This window comes from Klebsiella sp. CN_Kp113, from assembly GCF_040064585.1.
GTDB classification, from domain to species: Bacteria; Pseudomonadota; Gammaproteobacteria; order Enterobacterales; family Enterobacteriaceae; genus Klebsiella; species Klebsiella michiganensis.
In genome coordinates this window covers 1-26,072 of sequence record NZ_JBEAID010000009.1, presented here as the reverse complement: position 1 = coordinate 26,072, position 26,072 = coordinate 1, and the positions used below count along the sequence as shown (strand labels likewise).

The 26,072-nt window shown below is 54.4% G+C and carries 26 protein-coding genes and 3 pseudogenes; 21 read left to right on the top strand and 8 right to left on the bottom strand.

All coding sequences use genetic code 11. The features are described from left to right. Positions 1-231 precede the first annotated feature (231 nt). Complete coding sequence (dacC, locus tag ABLV30_RS03400; protein WP_032721350.1) at positions 232-1,434, top strand: serine-type D-Ala-D-Ala carboxypeptidase; 1,203 nt, start codon at positions 232-234, stop codon at positions 1,432-1,434. 28 nt (positions 1,435-1,462) lie between these two features. Here the strand turns inward: dacC and deoR are convergent, their stop codons facing one another. Next, entirely contained in the window at positions 1,463-2,221 is a 759-nt protein-coding gene (gene deoR, locus ABLV30_RS03395; RefSeq protein ID WP_004849345.1) for a DNA-binding transcriptional repressor DeoR, read from the bottom strand. Positions 2,222-2,346: 125 nt separating this feature from the next. Next, positions 2,347-2,940, bottom strand: a complete 594-nt coding sequence (ybjG, locus tag ABLV30_RS03390) for an undecaprenyl-diphosphate phosphatase (protein WP_103815376.1) — start codon at positions 2,938-2,940, stop codon at positions 2,347-2,349. A 318-nt stretch (positions 2,941-3,258) separates the two neighbouring features. On the opposite strand from ybjG, the gene ABLV30_RS03385 reads away from it, so the two are divergent. Continuing rightward, entirely contained in the window at positions 3,259-4,494 is a 1,236-nt protein-coding gene (locus ABLV30_RS03385) for an MFS transporter (protein WP_032748874.1), read from the top strand. A 47-nt stretch (positions 4,495-4,541) separates the two neighbouring features. Here ABLV30_RS03385 and ABLV30_RS03380 read toward each other — a convergent pair whose 3' ends face one another. Together ABLV30_RS03380 and ABLV30_RS03375 are read right to left on the bottom strand one after the other, a co-directional pair. Further along, positions 4,542-5,357, bottom strand: a complete 816-nt coding sequence (locus tag ABLV30_RS03380; protein ID WP_265800492.1) for a Cof-type HAD-IIB family hydrolase — start codon at positions 5,355-5,357, stop codon at positions 4,542-4,544. Beyond that, a complete protein-coding gene (locus ABLV30_RS03375) occupies positions 5,357-6,559 on the bottom strand; it encodes an MFS transporter (RefSeq protein WP_265800494.1) in 1,203 nt (400 codons plus the stop codon). The genes ABLV30_RS03380 and ABLV30_RS03375 overlap by 1 nt, the downstream gene beginning before the upstream one ends. Positions 6,560-6,741: 182 nt before the next feature. Here ABLV30_RS03375 and ABLV30_RS03370 point away from each other — a divergent pair, with 182 nt between their 5' ends. Then, positions 6,742-7,284, top strand: a complete 543-nt coding sequence (locus ABLV30_RS03370) for a TetR family transcriptional regulator (RefSeq protein ID WP_265800496.1) — start codon at positions 6,742-6,744, stop codon at positions 7,282-7,284. Between the two features lie 144 nt (positions 7,285-7,428). On the opposite strand, the gene ABLV30_RS03365 is transcribed toward ABLV30_RS03370, so the two are convergent. After that, positions 7,429-7,704: a hypothetical protein gene (locus ABLV30_RS03365; protein WP_223226697.1), complete on the bottom strand. Its 276-nt coding sequence runs from the start codon at positions 7,702-7,704 to the stop codon at positions 7,429-7,431. A 21-nt stretch (positions 7,705-7,725) separates the two neighbouring features. Between ABLV30_RS03365 and ABLV30_RS03360 the strand changes: the two are divergent. The 3 genes and pseudogenes from ABLV30_RS03360 to ABLV30_RS03350 form a co-directional block, all read left to right on the top strand. Continuing rightward, a pseudogene (locus ABLV30_RS03360) lies at positions 7,726-8,016 on the top strand (replication endonuclease); the annotation flags it as partial. Between the two features lie 441 nt (positions 8,017-8,457). Then, positions 8,458-9,555, top strand: coding sequence for a DUF262 domain-containing protein (locus ABLV30_RS03355; protein ID WP_348865522.1), 1,098 nt, complete (start codon positions 8,458-8,460; stop codon positions 9,553-9,555). Continuing rightward, on the top strand, positions 9,525-10,040 hold the full coding sequence (locus tag ABLV30_RS03350; protein ID WP_348865521.1) for a hypothetical protein: 516 nt from the start codon (positions 9,525-9,527) through the stop codon (positions 10,038-10,040). The genes ABLV30_RS03355 and ABLV30_RS03350 overlap by 31 nt, the downstream gene beginning before the upstream one ends. 354 nt (positions 10,041-10,394) lie before the next feature. Here ABLV30_RS03350 and ABLV30_RS03345 read toward each other — a convergent pair whose 3' ends face one another. After that, complete coding sequence (locus ABLV30_RS03345; RefSeq protein WP_014228596.1) at positions 10,395-11,090, bottom strand: DUF6216 family protein; 696 nt, start codon at positions 11,088-11,090, stop codon at positions 10,395-10,397. Positions 11,091-11,190: 100 nt separating this feature from the next. On the opposite strand from ABLV30_RS03345, the pseudogene ABLV30_RS03340 reads away from it, so the two are divergent. Further along, a pseudogene (locus ABLV30_RS03340) lies at positions 11,191-11,342 on the top strand (phage baseplate assembly protein V); the annotation flags it as partial. 146 nt (positions 11,343-11,488) lie between these two features. After that, positions 11,489-11,707: pseudogene (locus tag ABLV30_RS03335) on the top strand (ogr/Delta-like zinc finger family protein). A 222-nt stretch (positions 11,708-11,929) separates the two neighbouring features. Here ABLV30_RS03335 and ABLV30_RS03330 read toward each other — a convergent pair. Beyond that, the gene (locus ABLV30_RS03330) at positions 11,930-13,615 is read right to left on the bottom strand and encodes an aspartate:alanine antiporter (protein WP_004849356.1); all 1,686 of its coding nucleotides are present in this window, start codon (positions 13,613-13,615) and stop codon (positions 11,930-11,932) included. Positions 13,616-13,882: 267 nt separating this feature from the next. Between ABLV30_RS03330 and ybjM the strand changes: the two genes are divergently transcribed. Next, positions 13,883-14,266, top strand: a complete 384-nt coding sequence (gene ybjM, locus ABLV30_RS03325) for an inner membrane protein YbjM (RefSeq protein ID WP_004849358.1) — start codon at positions 13,883-13,885, stop codon at positions 14,264-14,266. A 6-nt stretch (positions 14,267-14,272) separates the two neighbouring features. Here ybjM and ABLV30_RS03320 read toward each other — a convergent pair whose 3' ends face one another. After that, a complete protein-coding gene (locus ABLV30_RS03320; RefSeq protein WP_004100567.1) occupies positions 14,273-14,536 on the bottom strand; it encodes a GrxA family glutaredoxin in 264 nt (87 codons plus the stop codon). 204 nt (positions 14,537-14,740) lie between these two features. Between ABLV30_RS03320 and ABLV30_RS03315 the strand changes: the two genes are divergently transcribed. The 12 genes from ABLV30_RS03315 (at position 14,741) to ABLV30_RS03260 (ending at position 25,798) form a co-directional block, all read left to right on the top strand. Beyond that, the gene (locus ABLV30_RS03315; protein WP_009653259.1) at positions 14,741-15,031 is read left to right on the top strand and encodes a YbjC family protein; all 291 of its coding nucleotides are present in this window, start codon (positions 14,741-14,743) and stop codon (positions 15,029-15,031) included. Next, a complete protein-coding gene (gene nfsA / locus ABLV30_RS03310) occupies positions 15,015-15,737 on the top strand; it encodes a nitroreductase NfsA (protein WP_025108025.1) in 723 nt (240 codons plus the stop codon). The genes ABLV30_RS03315 and nfsA overlap by 17 nt, the downstream gene beginning before the upstream one ends. A gap of 103 nt (positions 15,738-15,840) precedes the next feature. Next, positions 15,841-16,743: a 30S ribosomal protein S6--L-glutamate ligase gene (gene rimK, locus ABLV30_RS03305; RefSeq protein WP_009653278.1), complete on the top strand. Its 903-nt coding sequence runs from the start codon at positions 15,841-15,843 to the stop codon at positions 16,741-16,743. 89 nt (positions 16,744-16,832) lie between these two features. Next, positions 16,833-17,312, top strand: a complete 480-nt coding sequence (locus ABLV30_RS03300) for a YbjN domain-containing protein (protein ID WP_004849367.1) — start codon at positions 16,833-16,835, stop codon at positions 17,310-17,312. A 348-nt stretch (positions 17,313-17,660) separates the two neighbouring features. Beyond that, complete coding sequence (potF, locus tag ABLV30_RS03295; RefSeq protein WP_186006478.1) at positions 17,661-18,773, top strand: spermidine/putrescine ABC transporter substrate-binding protein PotF; 1,113 nt, start codon at positions 17,661-17,663, stop codon at positions 18,771-18,773. A 102-nt stretch (positions 18,774-18,875) separates the two neighbouring features. Then, positions 18,876-20,009, top strand: coding sequence for a putrescine ABC transporter ATP-binding subunit PotG (potG, locus tag ABLV30_RS03290; RefSeq protein WP_265800500.1), 1,134 nt, complete (start codon positions 18,876-18,878; stop codon positions 20,007-20,009). Between the two features lie 10 nt (positions 20,010-20,019). Next, positions 20,020-20,973: a putrescine ABC transporter permease PotH gene (potH, locus tag ABLV30_RS03285; protein WP_014228601.1), complete on the top strand. Its 954-nt coding sequence runs from the start codon at positions 20,020-20,022 to the stop codon at positions 20,971-20,973. Next, positions 20,970-21,815, top strand: coding sequence for a putrescine ABC transporter permease PotI (gene potI / locus ABLV30_RS03280; RefSeq protein WP_004130847.1), 846 nt, complete (start codon positions 20,970-20,972; stop codon positions 21,813-21,815). The genes potH and potI overlap by 4 nt, the downstream gene beginning before the upstream one ends. Before the next feature lie 57 nt (positions 21,816-21,872). Then, positions 21,873-22,361: a YbjO family protein gene (locus ABLV30_RS03275; RefSeq protein ID WP_004100588.1), complete on the top strand. Its 489-nt coding sequence runs from the start codon at positions 21,873-21,875 to the stop codon at positions 22,359-22,361. Between the two features lie 42 nt (positions 22,362-22,403). Continuing rightward, positions 22,404-23,534: a 23S rRNA (uracil(747)-C(5))-methyltransferase RlmC gene (gene rlmC / locus ABLV30_RS03270; protein WP_049082080.1), complete on the top strand. Its 1,131-nt coding sequence runs from the start codon at positions 22,404-22,406 to the stop codon at positions 23,532-23,534. Positions 23,535-23,612: 78 nt separating this feature from the next. Further along, complete coding sequence (locus ABLV30_RS03265; RefSeq protein ID WP_004849381.1) at positions 23,613-24,329, top strand: response regulator transcription factor; 717 nt, start codon at positions 23,613-23,615, stop codon at positions 24,327-24,329. After that, on the top strand, positions 24,326-25,798 hold the full coding sequence (locus tag ABLV30_RS03260) for an ATP-binding protein (RefSeq protein ID WP_265800503.1): 1,473 nt from the start codon (positions 24,326-24,328) through the stop codon (positions 25,796-25,798). The genes ABLV30_RS03265 and ABLV30_RS03260 overlap by 4 nt, the downstream gene beginning before the upstream one ends. Positions 25,799-26,072: the final 274 nt, after the last annotated feature.

The window sequence follows — 26,072 nt, the reverse complement described above, 5'->3', positions numbered from 1 at the left end:
AATTTGCTAAACTAATTTTTTGCATGCCATAATAAAGTTAATATTTAGGCAACCGCGATCAAAAAAATTGCGCTGTTTGCAGCACCGGGCGAGGTTATTGCGTAAACTTTAAAAACTTTACCAACTCGCTGTTTCTTTAAGGTCATTTGTACGCTTTACTCACCGGCTGCTGCGGCGCGGAACGAGTGTGGCGGCATATTTTTGTTTGGAAAGGATACTTGGGTGGCTCTTATGACGCATGATGCTTTTTCCCTTCGCGGCCTCGCGGCAGGCTGCGCGCTTTTACTTCTCGTTGCGCCTGCGGTGCAGGCTGCGGAACAACTCCCCGATGCGCCATCCATTGACGCGCGAGCCTGGATCCTGATGGACTATGCCAGCGGCAAAGTGCTCAGCGAAGGCAATGCCGACGAAAAACTCGACCCGGCGAGCCTGACCAAAATCATGACCAGCTACGTTGTCGGCCAGGCGTTAAAGGCGGGTAAGATTAAGTCTACAGATATGGTGACCATCGGACGCGATGCGTGGGCCACCGGTAACCCGGCGCTGCGCGGCTCTTCGGTGATGTTCCTCAAGCCGGGGATGCAGGTGTCGGTAGAAGATCTTAACAAGGGCGTCATCATTCAGTCCGGCAACGACGCCAGCATCGCGATAGCCGACTACGTGGCGGGCAGCCAGGACGCGTTTGTCAGCCTGATGAACGGCTATGCGCAGAAAATGGGCCTGACCAATACCACCTTTATGACCGTGCACGGTCTGGACGCGCCGGGTCAGTTCAGTACCGCACGCGATATGGCGCTGCTCACCAAAGCGATGATCCATGACGTGCCGGAAGAGTATGCGATCCATAAAGAAAAAGAGTTCACCTTCAACAAAATCCGCCAGCCGAACCGCAACCGCCTGCTGTGGAGCACGAACCTCAACGCTGACGGGGTGAAAACCGGGACCACCGCCGGAGCGGGCTACAATCTGGTTTCTTCCGCGACGCAAAACGATATGCGCCTGATTGCCGTCGTGCTCGGCACCAAAACTGACCGTATCCGTTTTAACGAATCAGAAAAACTGCTGACCTGGGGATTCCGCTTCTATGAAACCGTGACGCCGATTAAACCCGATGCCACCTTCATTACCCAGCGCGTCTGGTTTGGCGATAGCAGTGAAGCGAAGCTGGGGGCGGGCGAGGCGGGTTCCATCACGCTGCCGAAAGGCCAGCTGAAAAACCTCAAGGCCAGCTACACCCTGAACGATACGCAGCTGACCGCGCCGCTGACCAAAGGGCAGGTGGTCGGCACCATCGACTTTAAACTGAATGATAAAACCATTGAGCAGCGGCCGCTGATTGTGATGGAAGCGGTAAACGAAGGCGGTTTCTTTAGCCGGATGATCGATTTCGTGCTGATGAAACTGCACGGCTGGTTCGGCGGTTGGTTCTCTTAAAATGCAGGCCGCGCCCTGCGGGGCGCGGTTAGTAAAGCAGTGAAATTTGTTTTTCCTTCGCCAGCGCGAGCAGATCGTCATCCGGACAGACGTCGCTGGCTATTACGTCAAACTGCGATAAATCCCCCATCCGCGCCGGCCGGACTTTGCCGAATTTACTGTGATCGACAACCAGCACGTGGTAGCGAGCGCTTTTCATCGCCCAGTGTTTGACCGGCAGCTCTTCCAGGTTAAAACAGGTCGCGCCCTGCTCGCAATCGACGCCCGCGGCGGAATAAAACGCGATGTCCGGGCACAGGTGGCTCAGCGTATCCTGCAGGCTTAGCGGTTTAAAAATGGCGTTGCTGGCGTGGAACTCGCCGCCGCACAAAATTGCGCGGCACTGGGGCTTTTCCTGTAAGGAAAGAAAGGTATTGAGCGAATAGCAGACGCCGGTAAAGGGCAGGGCGCTATCGATGGCGTCGATGATCCACGGCGTGGTGGTCCCGCAGTCAAAAAAGGCCATCTGGTGGGGCTCAAGCAGCTTTGCCGCATGGCGGGCTGCGCGGCGTTTTTCATCCACAAGGCGCGTTTTCTGATCGCTCAGCAGATAGTGCGTTGCGCTGCGCGGCTCCAGAACGATATAGCCGCCCAGCAACACGACCGGGCCGCTGTGGCCGTTGAGGTCGCGACGAATGGTCATCTCTGACACGCCAAGCAGGGTGGCCGCTTCTTTTAGATGGAGTTTATCACTGCGCTTGAGTGCCTGAATAAGCTGGCTGATGCGTTCGTCACGACGAGTTTCCATATTCCCTCTAAGCTGAAAGCGCCCTGCATTGACAGGGCGTCAGCGGCGATTTTACCTGCCGGAAGAGGCTTAGTCACGCGCAGGAATCGGGCGCTGCCGCAACTTTACCGGCTGGTCAGGAACGTCTATTCGCGCACCCAGCCTTTGCGAATCGGCAGCGAAAAGAACAGGCGGTACAGCCGCTGCAGATGCTGATAGAGGGTTTTTCCGCCGCTTTGCCACAGCAGTTGGGCGCTAAGGCAGGCGAGCATCGCGGTGAGAAGCCCGCCCAGCATGTCCATCGGCCAGTGAACGCCGAGATAGACCCGGGCCCAGGCAATCGCGCAGGCAACGGCGATAAGCAGCGCGCCCGACCACAGGCGGTGCCAGAACATAAAGGCCAGCGCAAAGGTAAAGCAGATAGTACCGTGATTGCTTGGGAAGGAGTTATTGGGTGAATGATGCAGGAAGTTATAGCCCACACCGGCGGCAAACGGACGTTCATGCGGAAAAAACACGCCGAATATCCATGAAAGCGTGAGGCTAATCGCGAGCGCCATCATCACCTTAAATACTAGCTGACGCTGGTTTGGCCCCCAAAGCCATAAGGCGAATACCAATAATGGCACAATAATAATCAGGTCTTTGGCGATAAACGTCGCGATTTCAATTGCCCACCACGGCGACGCGGGGGTGGCATTGAGGAATGCAAACAGCGAGTAGTTAATATTTTCCAGCATACATCCAGGCTCTTGGGTCCGTTAGCAACAAGCCGCCCACCTTAAAAAACGGTGGCGATAAGGTAAAGCAGTATTGTCTTAATTATCAGTTTGTTATGAATGAAAGTGCGTATGTGGCTTCGTTAACAGACTGAGTAAAGGAGTATATAGCCTGTAATCTAATTGAAACATAAACGAAATATATACAGTGGGATTTTCATTCGGTGATGGCGACGCGGTCTCTGCGTGGCGATATTTCTCTTCATCGCTCACAATTCACTATCTCCCCGGCACGACTTTCATTAAACTTTGCGCGGTTTTATTTAAATAAGAGATTTCATGCACAATTCTTCGCTTTCAGGCAAACGCCTCGGACGTCAGGCGCTGCTCTTTCCGCTGTGCCTGGTGTTATACGAATTCGCCACCTATATCGGCAATGACATGATCCAGCCGGGAATGCTCTCGGTGGTGGAAGAGTTTGGCGTGGGCAATGAGTGGGTTCCGACCTCAATGACCGCCTATCTGGCCGGCGGTATGTTTTTGCAGTGGCTGCTGGGGCCGCTTTCGGATCGCATCGGCCGCCGTCCGGTCATGCTGACCGGGGTGGTGTGGTTTATCGTGACCTGCCTGGCGACGCTGCTGGCGCAGACGATTGAGCAGTTCACGCTGCTGCGCTTTTTGCAGGGCATCAGCCTGTGCTTTATCGGCGCGGTTGGCTATGCGGCGATACAGGAGTCTTTTGAAGAGGCGGTGTGCATCAAGATCACGGCGCTGATGGCCAACGTCGCGCTGATTGCGCCGCTGCTTGGGCCGCTGGTGGGCGCGGCCTGGGTTCATCTCCTGCCGTGGGAGATGATGTTTGTCCTGTTTGCCGTGCTGGCCGCTATCGCCTTTTTTGGGCTACAGAAGGCGATGCCGGAAACCGCCACCCGCATGGGCGAGAAGCTATCGGTTAAAGAGCTGGGGCGTGATTATCGTGAGGTGCTGAAAAACCTGCGCTTTGTCGCCGGCGCGCTGGCCACCGGTTTTGTCAGCCTGCCGCTGCTGGCGTGGATTGCTCAATCGCCGGTGATCATCATCAGCGGCGAGCAGGCGACCAGCTACGAGTATGGTCTGCTGCAGGTGCCGATATTTGGCGCGCTGATTGCCGGTAACCTGGTGCTGGCGCGCCAGACTTCCCGCAAGACGGTGCGTTCGCTGATTATTCTCGGCGGCTGGCCAATTATGATCGGCCTGCTGATCTCCGCCGTCGCGACGGTGGCGTCAACCCACGCGTATCTGTGGATGACCGCCGGGCTGAGCGTTTACGCCTTCGGGATTGGGCTCGCTAACGCCGGGCTGGTGCGCCTGACGCTGTTTGCCAGCGAGATGAGCAAAGGAACGGTGTCGGCGGCGATGGGGATGCTGCAAATGCTGATCTTTACCGTGGGTATCGAAGTGAGCAAGCACGCCTATGAGGCTGGCGGCAGCGGACTCTTCAGCTTGCTCAACCTGCTGAGCGGGGTGCTCTGGCTGGCGATGACGGTCTACTTCCTGAAGGATAAACGCGTAGGCAGCTCCCTCGAACCGCAGTAATCTTCAGATGCCCTGCTGCGACGTTACGCGCCGCAGCAGGCGCGGCCTCAGGCGAACGGCGCTTCGCGATTAAGCACTTTATCAATAATATGCAGCACGCCTTCTTCGTTATTGTGCGGCGCGCGGTAGCCAGCGACGGCCTTCACCGGCGCGGCGGCGTTGGCCATGGCGAAACCGAAGCCGGCATGCTGCAGCATTTCGATATCGTTGCCGCTATCGCCAAACGCCACCACTTCATGGTTCTCGATGCCCCAGCGTTCCTGCAGGATGCGCAGTCCGTTGGCTTTGTGCACGCCGGGAATAATCAGGTCAATGCTGCCGTAGCCGGTAGCGACCGCGGTCACCATATCGCCAAGCGCAGCGTGCAGCTTCGGCTGTATCTGCGGGATCAGCTGGTCCGGGACGTTGAGACCGAACTTCAGAATTTCATCATCAGCAATATGATTAAAGTCGTCGACCAGTTCGAGGCGATGATAGTACTTCGCCGCGACCGCTTTCAGCTCATCATTATACTGGTTGAGGGTGTAAGCGCTGCGCTTACCGCAGGCGATGATTTCAATGTTGGTCAGCGTCTGGAGATGGTCGATAACAGTATTGAAATGTTCCCGCGGCATCCGGCAGTTAAACACGTCCTCGCCGGCGCTGACCACCCAGCCGCCGTTTTCGGCGACAAAGGCTATCTCATGGGCCACTTCGGGGAAGAAGGAGATAAGCTGGTAATACTGGTTACCGCTGGCGACGACGAAGCGGATGCCCTGCTCGCGCATCCGTTGATACTGGGCGAGGAAGCGCTGACGGTTATAGGTTTTGGCATCGCTCAGAAAGGTGCCGTCCATGTCTACCGCAATCAATTTGATGCTCATTAACTGTTCTCCATCACGGGTTCAGATTGGGGCTTCGCTACCGCGCGGGCGACGATGGCCGCGACCAGCACGAGTGCCAGCACCACCATCATGGCGCTGCGCAGGCCGAAGTGTTCGCCGAGAAAGCCCAGCAGCGGCGGCCCGACGAGGAAGGCGAGGTAGCCGGTAATCGCCACCACGCTGACGCGCTTCGGCGCATCGGGGCCGGTGTCGCTGGCGGCAGAAATGGTCAGCGGGAAGCCCAGCGACGCGCCGAGGCCCCATAATAGTACGGAGAGACCGGCGACCCACGGGTTATCGACGAAAATAATCAGGCCAATGCCCAGGGCGCCCATTACCGCGCTGGCGCGAACCACCGTCACCCGGCTGTAGCGGTCAATAAACCAGCCGCCGGTAAAGCGGCCAAGGGTCATGCCGAGGGTGAAGCCTGCGTAAATCAGCGAGCCGGAGGTTGGGCTGAAGCCGTGGCCGTCAACCATCAGCAGCGGCAGCCAGTCGTTGGCGGAGCCTTCAGCAAAGGCCATGGCCAGGACGATCGCGCCAATCAGCAGCAGCTGGCCATCGCGCCATATCGGCAGGCCTTTGCCTTCATGGCGCGCCGCTTCCGCCGCATTTTTGCCGGTGCCTTCAGGGATCGCGCGAATGGCGATAGCAATGGGGGCGACGGCCACCAGCGCCGCCAGCAGGATGTGCGGCGCGGCGGGCAGGCCGAAGCCGGTTACCGCCATACCAATCCCGGCGCCGACGAGCGTACCGAAGCTGTAAAAACCATGCATCATCGGCAGGACGGTTTTATTCATCTCACGTTCAACGGCGGCGCCTTCGACGTTAATGGCCACTTCCGCGGAGCCAAAGCTGGCGCCGAAGATGGCTAAGCCGATAGCAAACAGCACCGCCGAGGTAAACCATAGCGCGGCGCTGAGCACCAGCATGCCGACCACCGCGTAGGACATGGTGGCGCGAATCACTTTACGGGTGCCGAATCGATTGACCAGCCACGCTGAGCAGAGGATGCCGCTCATCGAACCTATTGAAAGTCCAAATAATACAATCCCCATTTCCGCCGTCGATAGCGCGAGCAGATCGCGAATCGCCGGCGTGCGGGTCGCCCATGAGGCCATGAGTAATCCGGGGATAAAAAAGAACATGAAGAGCGCCCACAGCCTTAGCTGGAGGGCTCTGCGGGAGGTTTGCGCTGTCATCCGTAAATGCCCGAGAGTGAAGAGATGCAGACAACAGTAGCAAGGTTGTGTACATTTGTACATCCAGGCAGGCTGCCGCGGAATGCTTTTTTATTGACCTCTATGATTCGATTCAGCCTGAGGCATATTTGACGCCTACGCCGTGGGATTCAGCATCTGTTTAAATGAAAGAGGAAAAGGGGATGGCCCGTCGACCAAACGACCCGCAGCGGCGGGAGCGGATTTTGCAGGCGACGCTGGACACGATCGCGATACACGGTATCCACGCGGTCACGCACCGGAAAATCGCCACCTGCGCGGGCGTGCCGCTGGGCTCGCTGACCTACTATTTCAGCGGCATTGAGGCGCTGGTCGAAGAGGCGTTCAGCCTGTTCACCGGCCAGATGTCGGCGCAGTATCAGCAGTTTTTTGCCGATGTGCATAGCCGCAAAGAGGCCTGTGACGCCATTGCGGAGCTGATTTTTAGCGCCCAGGTGACAACCGCGCGCAATATGGAGCTGATGTATCAGCTGTATGCTTTTTGCAGCAGCCAGCCGAATTTAAAAGCGGTCATGCAGAACTGGATGCTGCGCAGCCAGCGGACTCTTGAGCAGTGGTTTGAACCGGCAACGGCCCGCGGGCTTGACGCCTTTATCGAGGGGATGACGCTGCACTTCGTGACCGACAGAGCGCCGCTATCGAGAGAAGCGATTCGACTGATGGTAGACCGGCTGGCGGGAGCGTGAGCGGGGCGCAGAAAACAAAAAAAATTTATGTAAATTGGTCAATGAAAACAATTAGTTGCATGATGGTCAATAAGTTAGGTGAGTGGTAAGGAGTGGCGATCACGGGGCAATGCCAACCGCTGCTGCCACTTGGCTCATCGTGACTTATTTTAAACGCCAGGGACCTTTCTCCTCGACTTGCTCCACAGCTCCTTCTGACTCAAGTTCGCGAAGGAGGGCTACAGCCCAATATTGTTGCTGTGTACTGGGGGCTTTAGGATAATCCCCCCAATCGAGACCGCAGAGACGAAATACTTCTGCTTGCTTCACTCCTTTACCATTTATGCTTCCATCCGGGTGCTTTGCCAAAGCAGCAAGAGCCAGTTCTTTTGCTTTAGCGCGAAGTTCTAGCCCCTGTATCTGTAACTCATTCATAATCATATTATTCCTGATAATCAAGACCGTCTTAATAATACTCCGTTGCAGGCTCATCTCCATAGCATGAGCAAAAAAATGATTAGGAAAATGAGCGCTGGGCTTCGTTTGGTTAAACCGACGCGCCGGAAAGGATACGGGTAGTAGATTAAAGATTAGCTGAGACCGCAGCTTGAATATGAGTTGAAGTCCAAAGGTTTTGACGGCAACGAGCAGGATATTGATTTACTGCTGCGTGGCGGAAGTATTCTATTATTGACAGGTTTACGCCTTTTCTACCGAAACCAGGCTTTGCATGAAGACGATAAATGTCGGTAGTGGTTAGAACTTATGGCCCAGCTAGTTGCCAGCTCGGATTGTGCGATAACGATAAGGAGACTGCCATTCCGTGGTTGTCAGAACTGACGAGCGATCTAGTTACTAGGTTGAGTAAGTACGGGTAGGCAAGGATGAAAGCAAGCATTAGCCGTTTTGCGTCATTTGTAACGTTCTCCAAAAGGACGCACCAGCGTTTGAGAAGGAGTGCATGTCTATGGTGCAGGATTTGCATGATCTAAAAAGGATCGTAATGGTCCAAAATCGCCTAGGTTGTCGGGCTTTCAGGCCCATCATGTATCTGCATGAAAACAACTTCACAAAGCTGGCAGACGTGGCGGGGATTTGAGCGCGCGCAACGTAAGTTAATGGGAAACGTTGCGATTGAAGGTGCTTTGATTTTGTGCAAATCTAGTATCTCTTCATACTCGGTGAGACTCAGCAATGGAAAGTAATGCAAACTCTAAGAAAAAAATCGATTCTGGGAACCAAAGATTAGCATCCTTATTAGATGACGTTACCCGTGGAAACATCAAGATCCCGGCTTTCCAGCGAGATTTTGTTTGGACAGATGAACAAATATTAGGGCTTATCGACTCTATTTATAGTGGGTATCCGGTTGGTTCATTATTATTATGGTCGACTAAAACTCCATTGAAATTTGAAAGGAATGTAGGTGGGTTTCATCTCCCTGAGGTCAAAGAGGATTATCCTGTAAATTATGTGTTAGATGGACAGCAGCGTTTAACAACTTTGTTTGGTGTGTTCAATGCGGATAGGAAAACAGAAAACAATGAATTAGCATCACGATTTAATATACATTTTGTTCCTTCCAATGACGAATTCTGTAATTACAAAGATCTGCCGAATGGTGTTAGTAGTGTTCCACTAAGTAGTATTCTTGATACTGCGAAACTTCTGCCGGAGTTGAGGCGATTCCCAGTTGATGAACAAGATAAAATTGCTAACCTTGTAGATAAATTTAAAGATTATGAGTTTCCTATAGTTACGATTAAAGAAAGAAGCAACCAAGAAGTTTGTAGAATATTTCAGAGGATTAACTCATCTGGAACAAGTTTAAGTACCATTGAGCTGCTGACTGCATGGACATGGTCAGAAAAATTCGATTTACGCACAGAGATGGATTCATTAAAAGATTATCTTGCATCTGTGGGGTATGAACAAGTCGATGAAGTCCTTTTAATGCGTTGTTTGACCGCAATAATCAATAAAAAAATAGATTCGGATACTTTGATTGATGTTGATCCAACAATTCTTTTATCCTCAATGGAGGATTTAAAAAGAGGTGTGCGAAGTTCTGTTGATTTTTTAGCAAACGATTTAAAAATTAAGAATTCTATATTCTTACCTTTCCCTATTATGTTAGTTCCGATAACCTATTTCTTCGCTAAAACCGCTCGACCTACAGGACATCAATATAGTTCTATTAAGCGATGGTTTTGGTGTTGTGCATTTTCACAAAGGTATAAAGCGGGACAAATACTTATGTTATGGAAGATATTATCTCTATGGAGGGTATAATAAATTCACCTGATAGCTATATTCAACCAATACCAAAAATTGAAGCGGATTTCTTTAAAAAAACATGGCGAATAAACTCCTCTGCTGCAAAGGCCTCCATTTGTTTATTAGCTCAACTATCTCCTCGAAGTTTCATTACTGGTAAAGTGGTAGATCTTGATTCTGCATTGTCAGCATATAACGCAAGGCAATTTCATCATATTTATCCTAAGGCATACCTTGCTAAGCAAGGTTTTGCATTTCATGAGTCAAATATAATTGCAAATATAGCGTTTTTAACGGCTGAAGATAATAATAAAATTTCAGATTCAAACCCCGATACTTATTTTAAAGCAGTACATGAGGCAGAGAAAGATTTGATTTTTGATGCAGCGGTAATTGATGAAAAATTACGAGATGGTAAAAGTTCTTATGGGGAGTTTATCAATCAGCGTGAAATGGATTTAAATGATCTTGCTTCAAAAGCAATGACAGGGAAAATATAGTAAGCAGTAAAATATGTTTGCTATATTTAAAATATTGGATGTCTTTCTTTGAAAGGAAACTTACTGGAAAGGATGACATCCTTGTTTGTTCAATTATTCTTTCCCATCAACCTTCGTTGAATTGGCTCTAATTCATTTTCCACAAATACTATACTTGCCTTCTTCACAGCCCCAACTCCAATATTGATCGGTATAATCTCCTTCAGCTTAGATGGCATGCGGTGTGCTGCCATAATGTCATTGCGGCTAACATTTTTAATATTCAGAAATACATCCTATGCCTTCTGGCTATAAATGATGAGGTGGAAAGTGTCACCTGTGACATCCTGCCGCAATGGCTAATTGTATTATAAATTATGTTAAATATTCATAACTTTTCTTGATTTCTAATTTATTAAGCTTTGTGATTTTTCTGTTTATATATAAATCAATAAACATAGCTACTCCTAACATAGTGAAACATAGTAATGATAGATAAATAATTGGCGTTATGACTATAAGTGCAAGGGAGTTTTTATTAGTCTCTTTTGATAACTCATCTTTTTTTTGTGGATCTAACATATAACTACAAATAAATAGTTTTGTTTCTGGTTTAATTAACGTGATTTTATCCAATTTGTTTTTATCGATGCAAGTTTCTGGCGTTATATCCCACGCAGGAGTATCCGGTGGGCTTGTTGCCGCTCCTGGTTTTATCCAAAATGAGTCATTTGTTTCTTTGTGTGTATGGGAAATCCAGTATATTGGCTCAACGGTAATGATTTTAGTGAACTGATAAAAACCAATTAAGGGAATTGCTATAACAATGATGCCAAGAGTAGTGAGGGTGATTTTTTCTCGTTTACCGTGTGGTTTAGTACTAACTTTGTACTTGCAAAGGCTAAGCCTAATTATCGGTTTTGCTAATCCGATGGTGGATACTAAAAAATCCTCTTCAGGATGGATTTTATTTAGCCATGACCAAAAGGAAGAGACTCCTCCTGCGAGCCATTTAAATATCAATCCTCCAATTGCCGTAGCAAGAAAGGCATTTATTTTATCGAAATCCATATATCTTTCCTTCTCAATTAGGTATTCGAGATTATATATATCAGAGACCAAACAATGAAGTGAAGTTCATTAAAAATTCAATCGCGGGCATTCTGACACTATGAATGCTCAATTAGCCGAAATCATAGGCCTTATCATCAATCTGATTCGCAATTGCATTGTGACTGAAGTGGACCGGGACGACTGGCTTTGCTGGGTGGAAACTGGGGCCTTGAAACCAGCGGGATTAACTGGCTGACTTACCGCGCCAGTTAATCCCGCACCTACGTGTAAATGCCAGTTAAGGTCATCGACTTTAATCAACCCATCGATAATGTGAACTAGGCTATCACAGCGTTAACGCATACGGTCAAATCCGGACTACGAGTTTAGGACCAGCATAGATGTGGATGTGTAAAATGATGATTTGCCCATTGTGTGGAAGTGCAGCCCATACTCGCAGCAGTTTCCAGGTCTCTTCAATGACCTAAGAACGTTACAACCAGTGCCAGAATATCAATTGCAGCCATACGTTCGTAACGCATGAGACTTTTGTTCGCTCAATTTCTACACCTAAAGAGGCCCATCCTGTGCAGCCTCACCCCACAAATTCAGGCCAGGCTGCGCTGGCTCTTTGAGGCTGTCGCCACTTTGTCGCCATGACTTAAAAAGAGGGTTTGTAACTTAATGATTTTAAAGGCCGTAAAATTCAGGCAACAAAAAACCCATCAACCTTGAACCTAAGTGGCGGGGTTGATGGGCTCCACAAAATGGGGACATCAAAGAAAAGCAGTGGCACTACTTATGACTGATGCCAGCAAAAAAAGTTCTGCGTATGCGCGTTTTTTTTCTTAAAAAATTCACTGTAGCCCCGGCCAGATGATGACAATCAGCGTACCTGCCAGGGTTAACAACACGTTAGCGATGGCGTAGGTCCCCGCGTATCCCAGCGCAGGAATATTGCTGCGCGCGGTATCGCTGATGATTTCCATCGCCGGCGCGCAGGTACGGGCCCCCATCATGGCGCCGAAGAGCATCGCCCGGTTCATGCGCAGCACGTACGCGCCGAACAGGAAACAGATAACCACCGGCACCAGGCTGACGATGAGGCCCGCCGCCAGCATCTGACCGCCGACGGCGCCGAGGCCGTTATTTATGCCGGCGCCCGCGCTGAGCCCCACGCCTGCCATAAACACCATCAGGCCGAACTCCTTCACCATATTCAGCGCCCCCTGCGGAATGTAGCCAAACGTCGGATGGTTGGCGCGCAGGAAACCGAGCATAATGCCGGCAAACAGCAGACCGGCGGCGTTACCGATGCCGAAGCTGAACGAGCTGAACTGGAAGGTGATCATGCCGATCATCAGGCCAACGATAAAGAAGGCGCAGAAGGCGAGCAGGTCGGTCACCTGGCTGTGGATGGAGATAAAGCCGATACGATCCGCGACGGTTTTAACGCGACGCGCGTCGCCGCTGACCTGCAGCACATCGCCCTTGTTGAGCACCACGTTATCGTCGATAGGCATTTCGATCTGGCTGCGGATAACGCGGTTTAAGAAGCAACCGTGATCGGTCAGCTTCAGCTGCGCCAGGCGACGGCCGACGGCATTGTGGTTTTTGACCACGATCTCTTCGGTGACGATGCGCATATCGAGCAGATCGCGGTCGAAGACCTCTTTGCCGTTACGGAAGCTTGGGTCGAGGCGGGCATGGGCATCCGGGTAACCCACCAGGGCGATATCATCGCCCATCTGCAGCACCGCATCGCCGTCCGGGTTTGCGAGAATGCCGTTGCGGCGGATGCGCTCAATGTAGCAGCCGGTCTGGCGGTAAATGCCCAGCTCGCGCAGGTTTTTACCATCAGCCCACGCCACCAGCTCCGGGCCGACGCGGTAGGCGCGGATCACCGGCAGATAGACCTTGCGCCGGGAGTCGGTATCGAGGCCGCGCTCGCGGGCGATCTGCTGGGCGCTGGTTTGCAAATCCTGATGCTGCAGCTTCGGCATATAGCGGGCGCCGACGATCAGGCTGACCAGGCCAATCAGGTAGGTCAGCGCATAGCCGAGGCTCAGATGATCGAGCGAGAGGGCGAGCTGATCGCTGGGCATGCCGAAGTGCCGTAGCGTATCCCCGGCGCCCACCAGCACGGGCGTGGAGGTCATGGCGCCGGCGAGCATCCCGGCCGTCAGGCCGATATCCCAGCCGAAGAGCTTACCCAGCCCCATGGCGATCAGCATCGCGCTGCCGACCATCACCAGCGCGAGCATCAGGTAATTTTTGCCGTCGCGAAAAAAAATAGAAAAAAAGTTGGGCCCCGCTTCCACGCCGACGCAGAAAATAAACAGCATAAAGCCGAGATTGAGGGCATCAGTGTTAATACTGAAATGCTGTTGCCCTAATAATAGGGAAACCACTAAAACGCCAATGGAATTACCAAGTTGTACCGACCCGAGACGCAGTTTCCCGAGGCAGAGTCCTAATGCAAGCACAACGAACAATAACAGGATGTAATTCCCGTTTAACAAATCTGCGACGTTTATATTCACGAAAGCCAACTTCTCATTTACTAGTAAGTTGTTGAAGGAAATGGTTATTTGGTCTAAGGTTGGTCCAGTGTTCGCGTTGTCCCGAACGCTATTCTGGCATCCCGTTATAACCAGCAAAATATAGTCGATAGTTTAATCTTTCCTGGAGGCTGCGGCTAGTAACAATCGTGTTTACATTGACGGGATCTTTTATTGGCATGGATTGCCAGAATCTTTATCTGACTGGGCGAAGTGGAAGTTGGTTAGAGGCAAAATCAGGAGGATGTCGTGAAATCTGAGCGTGCTTGGGCCGGTATTATCTGTGGGTTCTTTCTATTTATCGTGGTTTGTTTATCACTACTGTTACATATGAAAGGCGCCTTTCGGGCTACCGGTCACCCTGAGCTCGGGCTGCTGTTCTTTTTGCTCCCCGGTGCGGCGGCAAGCTGCCTCTCTCCCGGGCAGCGGGTACTGCGTCCGCTTATTGGCGCGATGCTGGCTGCACCTGTCTGTCTGGTGGTTATGCGGCTTTTCTTTGTGACCGAGCGTTCTTTCTGGCAGGAACTGGCGTGGCTGTTTAGCGCGGTGTTCTGGTGCGCGCTGGGCGCGCTGTGCTTTTTGTTTATTTGCGCCTGGCTTGATACCAGACGCAGGCACTCGTCAGAGGAGTGAGCCGTCTCAGGCGAACAGGCCGAGATTCTCTTTCGCCCAGGCTTCAAAGTCAGTGCAGCCGCCAATGTGCTTCTGATCGACAAAAATCTGCGGTACGGTTTCAACCGGTTTACCCACGGTTTTTTCCAGGTCGGCTTTGCTGATGCCTTCTGCGTGAATATCAATATAGCGATAGTTAAAATCATCACGCTCGTTGCTCAGCTTTTCCGCCAGCTCTTTGGCGCGAACGCAATAGGGGCAGCCTGGACGACCAAAAATTACCGTAAACATAGTCCTTCTCCTTAAACCTCAGCCGGATGGCGAATGCCGCGTATCATGCCGCGTTATGTCGAGGAGGGAAAGAAGGTTCTGCCTTTTGCTTCGATGGCTTAAGGCTATGTTTGGTAAATATTCTGCTGATGAAACCGCTATACTCCCCTGATACGCGACCGGTTTTTGCCCGGGAGCGTGCATGATTTTGACCGGAGGAGCGTTATGCGATCGCCCGCTGCATTACCAAAAAGCATTCTGGTAGTCGAGATTATCGGCATGGTGCTGTTGACCCTGGCCTGGCTCTCGCTCAACCAGTACGTCAGCCTGCCCGCGCCGTTTTCCAGCCCAACGGCGGCGCTGCTGATGATCTTCGCGGGGATCCTGCTGATGCTTCCGGCCGCCGTGGCGTTAATGTGGCGAGTGGCGAAAGTGATTGCCCCGCAGTTGACGCAAACGAAAACCCCACCTTCTTCATTGCCTGACAGAGAAAAACGAGATGACGCCGACCATTGAGCTGCTGCGTAGCCACCGTTCTATTCGCCATTTTACCGACGCGCCGATAAGCGACGAACAGCGCGCCGCGATTATTGCCAGCGCGCAGGGCGCTTCCAGCTCCAGTTTTTTACAATGCTCCTCAATTATTCGCGTTACCGACCCGGAAATACGCCAACAGCTGGTCCCGCTGAGCGGCGGCCAGCAGCACGTAGCGCAGGCCGCTGAATTTTGGGTATTCTGCGCTGATTTCAATCGCAATCTGCAAATCTGCCCGGACGCTCAGCTGGGCCTCGCCGAACAGCTGCTGCTGGGCTGCGTCGATACCGCGATTCTGGCGCAGAATGCGCTGGTGGCGGCGGAATCCCTTGGCCTCGGCGGCGTCTATATTGGTGGCCTGCGCAACAATATTGATGCGGTGACCGAGCTGCTGAAGCTCCCGCAGCACGTACTGCCGCTGTTTGGCCTGTGCCTTGGCTGGCCGGACGATAACCCGGAGGTGAAACCGCGCATGCCGTCGGCGATGCTGGTGCATGAAAATCACTATCAGCCGGTGGACGACGCGGTGCTTGCGGAATATGACGAGCAGATAGCGCAGTATTATCTCTCTCGCGGCAGCAATACGCGTCGCGATACCTGGAGCGACCATATCCGTCGGACTATTGTTAAAGAGAGCCGTCCGTTTATTCTGCAATATCTGCATAAGCAGGGATGGGCTACGCGCTGATTGTGTGTAAACTGCCCTCAGTCTGACGCAAGGAAATTCCGCAGGTCAGCGCTAATTGACTACCAGAGGCCCGCCAGAGCGGGTCTTTTCGCAGAGGTGCAGGGTGAAAATTGCCATATTATCCCGGGATGGAACGCTTTATTCATGTCGACGCCTGCGCGAAGCCGCGCAAAAACGCGGACACCAGGTGGAAATCCTCGATCCGCTTTCCTGTTATATGAACGTCAGCCCGGTGGCCTCGTCGATTCACTATAAAGGTCGCCAGCTCCCGCATTTCGACGCCGTGATCCCGCGCATTGGCACGGCGATCACCTACTATGGTACCGCGGCGCTGCGTCAGTTTGAGCTGCTGGGCAGCTATCCGCTGAATGAATCGGTGGCGATCACCCGCGCCCGCGACAAGCTGCGCTCGCTCCAGCTGCTGGCCCGTCAGGGGATCGATCTGCCGCTCACCGGTATTGCCCATTCGCCAGACGATACCAGCGACCTGATTGCCATGGTTGGCGGCGCGCCGCTGGTGGTAAAGCTGGTGGAGGGTACCCAGGGCATCGGCGTCGTGCTGGCCGAAACGCGCCAGGCGGCAGAGAGCGTCATCGACGCTTTTCGCGGCCTGAATGCGCATATTCTGGTGCAGGAGTATATCGCCGAGGCGAAGGGGCGGGACGTGCGCTGCCTCGTGGTGGGTAATGAAGTGGTGGCGGCGATTGAACGGCGGGCGAAGGAGGGGGATTTTCGCTCTAACCTGCATCGCGGCGGCGTGGCGTCGGTGGCGTATATCAGCGAGCAGGAGCGTGAAATGGCCATCAAGGCCGCGCAAACGCTCGGGCTGGACGTGGCCGGCGTTGATATCCTGCGCGCCGCGCGCGGTCCTCTGGTGATGGAGGTCAATGCTTCTCCTGGGCTGGAAGGGATTGAAACCACCACCGGCGTCGATATTGCCGGCAAAATGATCGCCTGGATCGAACGACAAGCCACGCCCGGATTTTGTCTGAAAATGGGCGGATAATTCCCTTTCACGACACCGTCATGGAACAGGACGCTTTTTTTGCGTAAGCTATGGCGTCGCATTTTTCACAGTAAGAGGTCACAGGTCATATGGATTCACTGGTCGTTCCGGGTCTTGATACGTTACGTCAATGGCTCGACGAATTGGGCATCAGCTTTTTTGAGTGTGATTCCTGCCAGGCACTGCACCTGCCGCATATGCAAAATTTCGAAGGCATTTTTGATGCCAAACTTGACCTGGTGGATAACGTGGTGCTTTTCTCCGCGCTGGCAGAGGTGAAACCCTCCGCGCTGCTGCCGCTCTCCGCCGATCTTTCTGCGATTAACGCCAGTTCGTTGACGGTGAAAGCTTTCCTCGATATTCAGGATGATAATCTGCCGAAGCTGGTGGTGTGCCAGGCCTTGACCGTCGGCGTTGGCGTGACGATCGATCAGTTCGCGTGGTTTTTCCGCCAGAGCGAAGAACAGATATCGATGGTCATCCTCGAAGCCAGCGCCAATCAGGTGCTGTATAAGTCTGAGGAAGAAGAGCCGGTGGCTGAGAATATTCAGTACCATTTTCTTCACTAAGCCTGTCGAAAAATAGCGCAGCCACTGCCATAGCGGCTGCGTATTACATGCTTTTATTCTGCTATTAACCTTCCGGAAAAGAATTTTTCACCGCCATTCCGCCGCTTTCGGCTTATCACATAGACCCTTATTGCATAAAAAATTGATAAAAGCCGTTTTTTTACCTGGGCTATAGCCTCTTATTCTGGCTACAGTTATTCTGACGCTGCTTCCAGTTGCGGGCAACCATTCCGGGAGAGGTCCTCTCTCCTTTTCTTAGGCAATGAAAAAATATGCATGATTATTGCATGCGAACAAGTGCGTATATTCAGCCCGCTTGTTAACGGGCATTGAGAAGGAATAAGAGATATGACCGCCTTTGGTAAAAAATGGTTAACAGGTCTGGTTACGGGTGCGCTGATGGCCGTTTCTGCCGGTTCGCTCGCAGCCGAACAAAAAACCCTGCATGTTTATAACTGGTCTGATTATATTGCGCCGGATACGGTGGCGAATTTTGAAAAAGAGACCGGTATTAAAGTGGTGTATGACGTCTTTGACTCCAACGAAGTGCTGGAGGGTAAGCTCATGGCGGGCAGCACCGGTTTTGACCTGGTGGTACCGTCGGCGAGCTTCCTTGAACGCCAGCTGGCGGCAGGGGTATTCCAGCCGCTGGATAAAAGTAAGCTTCCCAACTGGAAAAATCTCGACCCGGAAGTATTGAAGCTGGTCGCGAAGCACGACCCCGACAATAAATACGCGATCCCGTACCTGTGGGCGACAACCGGCATAGGCTATAACATCGATAAAGTGAAAGCCGTGCTGGGCAAAGATGCACCGCTGGACAGCTGGGATCTGGTGATGAAGCCGGAAAACCTGGAAAAGCTGAAAAGCTGCGGCGTCTCCTTCCTGGATGCCCCGGAAGAGATTTTCGCCACCGTGCTGAACTATCTCGGCAAAGATCCTAACAGTACTAAAGCCGATGACTACACCGGCCCGGCGACCGAGCTGCTGCTGAAGCTGCGTCCGAATATTCGCTATTTCCACTCCTCTCAGTACATCAACGACCTGGCGAACGGTGATATCTGCGTCGCTATCGGCTGGGCGGGCGACGTATGGCAGGCGGCTAACCGGGCGAAAGAAGCGAAAAACGGGGTGAATGTTTCCTACTATATTCCGAAAGAGGGCGCGCTGGCGTTCTTCGACGTCTTCGCCATGCCGGCGGATGCGAAAAACAAAGATGAGGCTTATCAGTTCCTGAACTATCTGATGCGTCCGGATGTTATCGCCCACATCAGCGATCATGTCTATTACGCTAACGGCAACAAAGCCTCTGTTCCGCTGGTCAGCGAAGCGATCCGCAATAACCCGGCCATTTACCCGCCGGCCGACGTCTTCGCCAAGCTGTTCACCCTGAAAGTTCAGGATCCGAAAATCGACCGCGTGCGTACTCGCGCATGGACGAAGGTGAAAAGCGGTAAGTAATTCTCCGTGAGTTGTAGGCCGGATAAGCGTCGCGCTGCCGGCAACAGGCGCACCGCGATGGTGCGCCTGCACCATGATTTGATTTCTGCCGGAGAACACCCCGTGAATGATGTGATTCCTCGCCCGCAGGCGAAAACCCCCAAAGCGCTGACCCCGCTGCTGGAAATCCGTAATTTAACCAAGTCCTTCGATGGCCAGCACGCCGTCGATGACGTCAATCTCACCATTTATAAAGGCGAAATTTTTGCCCTGCTGGGCGCATCCGGCTGCGGCAAGTCAACCCTGCTGCGCATGCTGGCGGGATTTGAACAGCCTACCGCCGGACAGATTGTCCTGGATGGCGTCGATCTGGCGCGGGTGCCGCCGTATCAGCGGCCGATTAATATGATGTTCCAGTCCTACGCGCTGTTTCCCCATATGACGGTGGAGCAGAATATCGCCTTTGGCCTCAAGCAGGACAAATTGCCCAAGGCCGAAATCACCAGCCGGGTGCAGGAGATGCTGGCGCTGGTGCATATGCAGGAGTTCGCAAAGCGTAAACCGCATCAGCTCTCCGGCGGCCAGCGTCAGCGCGTGGCCCTGGCCCGCAGCCTGGCGAAAAGACCGAAACTGCTGCTGCTTGATGAGCCAATGGGGGCGCTGGATAAGAAGCTGCGCGACAGGATGCAGCTGGAAGTGGTCGATATCCTTGAGCGCGTCGGCGTTACCTGCGTGATGGTGACCCACGATCAGGAAGAGGCGATGACCATGGCGGGGCGTATCGCCATTATGAACCGCGGCAAGTTCGTGCAAATCGGCGAGCCGGAGGAAATCTACGAGCACCCGACCACCCGCTACAGCGCGGAGTTTATCGGCTCGGTCAACGTCTTTGAAGGGGTGGTGAAAGAGCGGCAGGAAGATGGCCTGGTGCTGGACTCTCCGGGCCTGACCCATCCGCTGAAGGTCGATCCCGATGCCTCTGTCGTCGATAACGTGCCGGTGTGGGTGGCCCTGCGCCCGGAAAAAATCATGCTCTGCGAAGACCCGCCCGCGGATGGCTATAACTTCGCGGTGGGCGAGGTTATCTATATTGCCTATCTCGGCGACCTGTCTATCTACCATGTGCGCCTGAAAAGCGGGCAGATGCTGAGCGCTCAGCTGCAAAACGAACACCGTTACCGTAAAGGGGCGCCCACCTGGGGTGATGAGGTGCGTTTGTGCTGGGATGCCGATAGCTGCGTCGTGTTGACGGTGTAAGGAGAGGGCGATGAGTACATTAGAACCCCCGTCAGGCGTAAAAAAACCTGGCGGTTTTGCGCTGTGGCTGGCGCGGCTGCAGATGGCCCACGGGCGCAAGCTGGTCATTGCGCTGCCCTACGTGTGGCTGATCCTGCTGTTTCTGCTGCCGTTCCTGATCGTCTTTAAAATCAGCCTGGCGGAGATGGCGCGGGCGATCCCACCCTATACCGACCTGCTGGAGTGGGCCGACGGTCAGCTTACGTTAACGCTGAATCTCGGGAATTTCCTGCAGCTCACCGACGATCCGCTCTATTTTGAAGCGTATCTGCAATCGCTTCAGGTGGCGGCGATCTCGACGTTCTGCTGCCTGCTGTTGGGGTATCCGCTGGCGTGGGCGGTGGCGCACAGTAAGCCATCGACGCGAAATATTCTGCTGCTGCTGGTGATCCTGCCGTCATGGACCTCCTTCCTGATCCGCGTCTATGCCTGGATGGGGCTGCTGAAAAGCAACGGCGTGCTGAACAACTTCCTGCTGTGGCTGGGGGTCATCGACCAGCCGCTGGAGATCCTGCACACCAACCTGGCGGTCTATATCGGTATTGTTTACGCCTACTTGCCGTTTATGGTGCTGCCGATCTATACCGCCCTCACGCGTATCGATTACTCGCTGGTGGAGGCGTCGCTGGATCTGGGGGCCCGGCCGCTGAAGACCTTCTTCCAGGTGATCGTTCCCCTCACCAAAGGCGGGATTATTGCCGGGTCGATGCTGGTGTTTATTCCGGCAGTCGGGGAGTTCGTTATCCCGGAACTGCTGGGCGGGCCAGACAGCATTATGATTGGCCGCGTGCTGTGGCAGGAGTTTTTCAATAACCGCGACTGGCCGGTGGCGTCGGCGGTGGCGATCGTGATGCTGTTGCTGCTGATCGTACCGATCATGTGGTTCCACAAGCATCAGCAAAAACAGGTGGGGGAACACGGATGAATAATTTACCGGTAGTCCGTTCGCCGTGGCGAATTTTGATTCTGCTGCTCGGCTTTACCTTTCTGTATGCCCCGATGCTGATGCTGGTGATTTACTCGTTCAACAGCTCAAAGCTGGTGACGGTATGGGCGGGGTGGTCGACGCGCTGGTATCGCGAGCTGTTTCATGACGATGCGATGATGAGCGCGGTAGGCTTAAGTCTGACCATTGCCGCCTGCGCCGCGACGGCGGCGGTGATCCTCGGTACCATTGCCGCAGTGGTGATGGTGCGTTTTGGCCGCTTCCGCGGTTCAAACGGCTTTGCTTTTATGATCACCGCGCCGCTGGTGATGCCCGATGTGATTACCGGCCTGTCGCTGCTGCTGCTGTTTGTCGCGCTGGGGCATTCAATTGGCTGGCCGTCGGATCGCGGCATGCTGACCATCTGGCTGGCGCACGTGACCTTCTGTACCGCGTATGTCGCGGTGGTCATTTCATCGCGCCTGCGTGAGCTGGACCACTCTATTGAAGAGGCGGCGATGGATCTGGGCGCCGCGCCGCTGAAGGTCTTTTTCGTCATTACGCTGCCGATGATTATGCCGGCGGTGGTCTCCGGTTGGCTGCTGGCCTTTACGTTGTCGCTAGACGACCTGGTTATTGCCAGCTTTGTTTCCGGGCCGGGGGCGACGACGCTGCCGATGCTGGTCTTCTCCAGCGTGCGCATGGGGGTCAACCCGGAGATTAACGCCCTGGCGACGTTAATCCTCGGCGTGGTCGGGATTGTTGGTTTTATCGCCTGGTATTTGATGGCCCGCGCGGAAAAGCAGCGGGTGCGCGATATCCAGCGTGCAAGAAGCGGCTGAACCACCTAAAATCTGCAATAGAGTTAACATCGGCGCCGCATTTGTGGCGCCGTTTTCATGGAAGACTTTACGTTGGGATTGTTTACTAAAACGCGTTCGTCTCATGCTCGTCTTAACGTTCCTGCGCTGGTGCAGGTGGCGGCCTTCGCCATTATTTTAATCCGCGGCCTGGATTTGCTGATGATCCTCAACCAGCTTGGCGTTCAGGGAATCGCGGATTTTGTCCATCGCAGCGTGCAGACGTGGGCGCTCACCCTGGTGTTTCTCTCAAGTCTGGTACTGGTATTTATTGAAATCTGGTGCGCGTTTTCGCTGGTAAAAGGGCGCAACTGGGCGCGTTGGCTGTTCCTGTTGACGCAGATTATCGTGATTGGCTACCTGTGGGCCGCTTCATTGGGCTACGGTTATCCCGAGCTGTTTAGTATTGCCGGGGAATCGAAGCGCGAAATCTTTCGCTCCCTGGTGCTGCAAAAACTACCGGATCTGCTGGTGCTGGCGATGCTGTTTGTGCCGGCCCCGTGCCGACGCTTTTTCCGTTTACAGTAACGGTGATACAATCCCCGCCCCTGTTTTTTTGAAGGTCTTGTTATGCATTGCGCACTTTATGACGCGGGCCGCTGCCGCTCCTGCCAGTGGCTGGAACTGCCGGTATCCCAACAGCTCGCCGATAAAATGGCCGATCTGCGCGCGCTTCTCGCCGATGCGCCTGTCGCTGAATGGTGCGCACCGGTTTGCGGGCCGGAAAGCGGGTTTCGCAACAAAGCGAAAATGGTGGTCAGCGGTAGCGTGGAGCGCCCATTGCTCGGGATGCTGCACCGTGATGGCGCCCCGGAAGACCTGACCGACTGTCCGCTTTATCCGCAAAGCTTCGCGCCCGTCTTCGCTGCGCTCAAGCCGTTTATCGCCCGCGCCGGGCTCACGCCCTATAACGTTGCCCGCAGGCGCGGAGAGCTGAAGTACATTCTGCTGACCGAAAGCCGGCTCGACGGCGGTATGATGCTGCGCTTTGTCCTGCGCTCGGAGACCAAGCTTGCCCAGCTGCGCGCCGCGCTGCCGGAGCTTCAGGCGCTGCTGCCGCAGCTGCAGGTGATTACCGCCAATATTCAGCCGGTGCATATGGCCATCATGGAAGGAGAGCGGGAAATTTTCCTCACCGACCAGCAGGCGCTGGCGGAAAATTTCAACGGCGTGCCGCTGTGGATCCGCCCGCAAAGCTTCTTTCAGACCAACCCTGTGGTAGCCAGCCGTCTGTATGCCACCGCTCGTGACTGGGTGCGCCAGCTGCCGGTCAACCACATGTGGGACCTCTTCTGCGGGGTGGGCGGCTTTGGTCTGCACAGCGCAACGCCTGAGATGCGCCTGACCGGGATTGAAATTGCCCCGGAGGCGATCGCCTGCGCGAAGCAGTCGGCGGCGCAGCTCGGGCTGAATAATCTGCATTTTCAGGCGCTCGATTCCACGCAGTTTGCGACCGGCGAAGGCGATATTCCCGATCTGGTGCTGGTGAATCCGCCGCGTCGCGGTATCGGCGACGGCCTGTGCGACTATTTAAACCGTATGGCGCCAGGCTTTATTATCTACTCCAGCTGCAACGCCCGGACGATGGCGAAAGATATCGCTCGCCTGGCCGGTTATCGCATTGAGCGCGTCCAGCTGTTCGATATGTTCCCCCATACCGCCCACTATGAGGTGCTGACCCTGCTGGTTCGCGAAGTTTAAACAAAATGTGAACTCTTCAGGCGGTGAAGATCGGGTAAGCTTGGCTAATCAGAACGTAAGAATAGCGGAGTGCTGCCGGTGGCAAAAAAAATCCTGTTGGTTGAAGATGATGAAGATATCGCCGCGCTGCTGCGCCTGAATCTGCTGGATGAGGGCTATCAGATTGTCCACGTGGCGGACGGAGCCCAGGCCCTGCGCCTGCTGGAAAAAGAGCTTTGGGATGCGGTGATCCTCGACCTGATGCTGCCGGGCGTAGACGGTCTGGAAATTTGTCGGCGCATTCGTCAGCAAACCCGCTATCTGCCGGTGATTATTATCAGCGCTCGCGCCAGCGAAACCCAGCGGGTACAGGGGCTGGAGATGGGAGCGGATGATTATCTGGCCAAACCGTTTTCGATTCTCGAACTGACCGCCCGGGTCAAAGCGGTGTTCCGTCGTCAGGAGGCGATGGGGCAGAATCTGCTGATGGATGCCGGTCGTATCGCCAGCCATGGTTTAAGCATTGACCCCTTGTCGCGCGACGTTAAGCTGCGCGGCGAGACGGTGGATCTGACGCCGCGCGAGTTCGACCTGCTCTACTACTTTGCCCGCCATCCGGGGGAGGTTTTTTCCCGCCTTGAGCTGCTTGATCGGGTGTGGGGCTATCAGCACGACGGCTATGAGCATACGGTCAATACCCATATCAACCGCCTGCGCACCAAAATTGAGCGCGACCCGGCGGAGCCGGACATCATTCTGACCGTCTGGGGAAAAGGCTATAAATTTGCCGTGGAGCGCAAAGAGGCGCAGCCATGATCCGCCGTCTCAGCCTCAGCCAGCGCCTGGCGCTGGTGTTTACCTCACTGCTGCTGCTCTGTGCCGTAGCCGTTTGTCTGATCCAGCTGTACAGCAGCGCGCAGTACGGCAATGTCATGGTCCAGCGTCTCTCCGCCGGGCTGGCGCAGCAGATCGCCGCCCGCGAGCTGCTGTTGGACGCTCAGGGGCAGGTTGATCGCCGGATGCTGAAGCCGCTTTTTGATCGGCTGATGACCTTCAATCCCAGCGTAGAGCTGTATCTGCTTTCGCCCGACGGCGAGCTGCTGGCCGACGCCGCGCCGCCGGGGCATATTAAGCGCCAGCGCATCGATCTGGCGCCGGTGCAAACGTTTCTTTCCGGCGGCGCCTGGCCGGTGTACGGCGACGATCCGCGCAGCCTTGATAAGCAAAAGGTGTTTAGCGTGGCGCCGCTGCGCCAGGACGGCCAGCTGCGCGGCTATCTCTACATTATCCTGCAGGGCGAAACCTTTAATGAACTGGCGGCAAGCGCCTGGCAGAAAACCTTGTGGAGCCTGCTGCTGTGGACTCTGCTGCTGGTGGCCGGTCTCGGCGGGCTGGCGGGTTGGCTTGCCTGGTTCTGGGTAACGCGCCCGGTGCGTCAGCTCACCGCGCTGGTGGCAACCGACAGCCAGGACAGTATTCATGCGATCAAGGCGCTGGCGGCGCAAACTCCGGAGGCGAACCCGGGGAATGAAGTGGCCGTGCTGCATAATCGCTTTATTGAACTGGCCCGCCAGATTGCCGGGCAGTGGGACCGTCTGGCCGACAGCGATCGCCAGCGGCGAGAATTTGTCGCCAATATCTCCCACGATTTACGCACGCCGCTCACCTCTTTGCTGGGATATCTGGAAACGTTAAGCCTGAAGGCCGATCGCTTGACGATGGAGGAGAACAAGCAGTATCTGAATATCGCCCTGCGCCAGGGGAACAAGGTCCGCCATCTTTCTCAGCAGCTGTTTGAGCTGGCTCGCCTGGAGCACGGCGGGATTAAGCCGCAACCGGAAACCTTCGTGCTGGCTGAGCTGGTGCAGGATGTCGCGCAAAAATTCGACCTGGCAATCGCGACGCGCAATATCGGTTTACAGCTGGATCTGGCCACCGGGCTACCGCCGATAACGGCGGATCTCTCGATGATTGAACGGGTGCTGACTAATCTGCTCGATAACGCCATTCGCCATACGCCGGAAGGTGGGCTTATCCGCCTGACGGCGCGTCGCTCAGGGCCGGAGTTTATCGTCGAGGTGGCCGATAGCGGACCGGGCGTTGCCGGTGAGCTGCGGGCAACCTTGTTCGAACGGCCTTCGGTGCTTGAACCTGGCGCGCAAAGCGCATCACGAGGGGGGCTGGGTTTGATGATTGTGCGACGGATGCTGCAGCTGCACGGCGGCGATATTCGCCTGCTTGAAGCGCCCGCAGGGGCCTGTTTCCAGTTTACCCTGCCGGTTTAAGGTGGCGGATTGGCCGATCGGGATACCGGTCTATCGCTGTCTGCGGGCCGGTAGCCCGGGTAAGGCGTTTACGCCGCAATCCGGGGAGTACGCCGGGATTGAGGCTTTAGTGCGGCTTCGTCCCGGGCCGCGCTGCGCTTGCCCGGGCTTCGGGGCCACGGTTGTCTGCGGGCCGGAAGGCGTTTACGCCGCAACCCGGGGAGTGCGCCGGGGTTGAGGCTTTGGTGCGGCTTCGTCCCGGGCCGCGCTGCGCTTGCCCGGGCTACGGGGCCAC

Excerpts from the sequence above, each read along its gene's own strand:
- dacC (WP_032721350.1), top strand. The coding sequence starts at position 232 with ATGACGCATGATGCTTTTTCCCTTCGCGGCCTCGCGGCAGGCTGCGCG.
- deoR (WP_004849345.1), bottom strand. The coding sequence starts at position 2,221 with ATGGAAACTCGTCGTGACGAACGCATCAGCCAGCTTATTCAGGCACTC.
- ybjG (WP_103815376.1), bottom strand. The coding sequence starts at position 2,940 with ATGCTGGAAAATATTAACTACTCGCTGTTTGCATTCCTCAATGCCACC.
- ABLV30_RS03385 (WP_032748874.1), top strand. The coding sequence starts at position 3,259 with ATGCACAATTCTTCGCTTTCAGGCAAACGCCTCGGACGTCAGGCGCTG.
- ABLV30_RS03380 (WP_265800492.1), bottom strand. The coding sequence starts at position 5,357 with ATGAGCATCAAATTGATTGCGGTAGACATGGACGGCACCTTTCTGAGC.
- ABLV30_RS03375 (WP_265800494.1), bottom strand. The coding sequence starts at position 6,559 with ATGACAGCGCAAACCTCCCGCAGAGCCCTCCAGCTAAGGCTGTGGGCG.
- ABLV30_RS03370 (WP_265800496.1), top strand. The coding sequence starts at position 6,742 with ATGGCCCGTCGACCAAACGACCCGCAGCGGCGGGAGCGGATTTTGCAG.
- ABLV30_RS03365 (WP_223226697.1), bottom strand. The coding sequence starts at position 7,704 with ATGATTATGAATGAGTTACAGATACAGGGGCTAGAACTTCGCGCTAAA.
- ABLV30_RS03355 (WP_348865522.1), top strand. The coding sequence starts at position 8,458 with ATGGAAAGTAATGCAAACTCTAAGAAAAAAATCGATTCTGGGAACCAA.
- ABLV30_RS03350 (WP_348865521.1), top strand. The coding sequence starts at position 9,525 with ATGGAAGATATTATCTCTATGGAGGGTATAATAAATTCACCTGATAGC.
- ABLV30_RS03345 (WP_014228596.1), bottom strand. The coding sequence starts at position 11,090 with ATGGATTTCGATAAAATAAATGCCTTTCTTGCTACGGCAATTGGAGGA.
- ABLV30_RS03320 (WP_004100567.1), bottom strand. The coding sequence starts at position 14,536 with ATGTTTACGGTAATTTTTGGTCGTCCAGGCTGCCCCTATTGCGTTCGC.
- ABLV30_RS03315 (WP_009653259.1), top strand. The coding sequence starts at position 14,741 with ATGCGATCGCCCGCTGCATTACCAAAAAGCATTCTGGTAGTCGAGATT.
- nfsA (WP_025108025.1), top strand. The coding sequence starts at position 15,015 with ATGACGCCGACCATTGAGCTGCTGCGTAGCCACCGTTCTATTCGCCAT.
- ABLV30_RS03300 (WP_004849367.1), top strand. The coding sequence starts at position 16,833 with ATGGATTCACTGGTCGTTCCGGGTCTTGATACGTTACGTCAATGGCTC.
- potF (WP_186006478.1), top strand. The coding sequence starts at position 17,661 with ATGACCGCCTTTGGTAAAAAATGGTTAACAGGTCTGGTTACGGGTGCG.
- potH (WP_014228601.1), top strand. The coding sequence starts at position 20,020 with ATGAGTACATTAGAACCCCCGTCAGGCGTAAAAAAACCTGGCGGTTTT.
- potI (WP_004130847.1), top strand. The coding sequence starts at position 20,970 with ATGAATAATTTACCGGTAGTCCGTTCGCCGTGGCGAATTTTGATTCTG.
- ABLV30_RS03275 (WP_004100588.1), top strand. The coding sequence starts at position 21,873 with ATGGAAGACTTTACGTTGGGATTGTTTACTAAAACGCGTTCGTCTCAT.
- rlmC (WP_049082080.1), top strand. The coding sequence starts at position 22,404 with ATGCATTGCGCACTTTATGACGCGGGCCGCTGCCGCTCCTGCCAGTGG.
- ABLV30_RS03260 (WP_265800503.1), top strand. The coding sequence starts at position 24,326 with ATGATCCGCCGTCTCAGCCTCAGCCAGCGCCTGGCGCTGGTGTTTACC.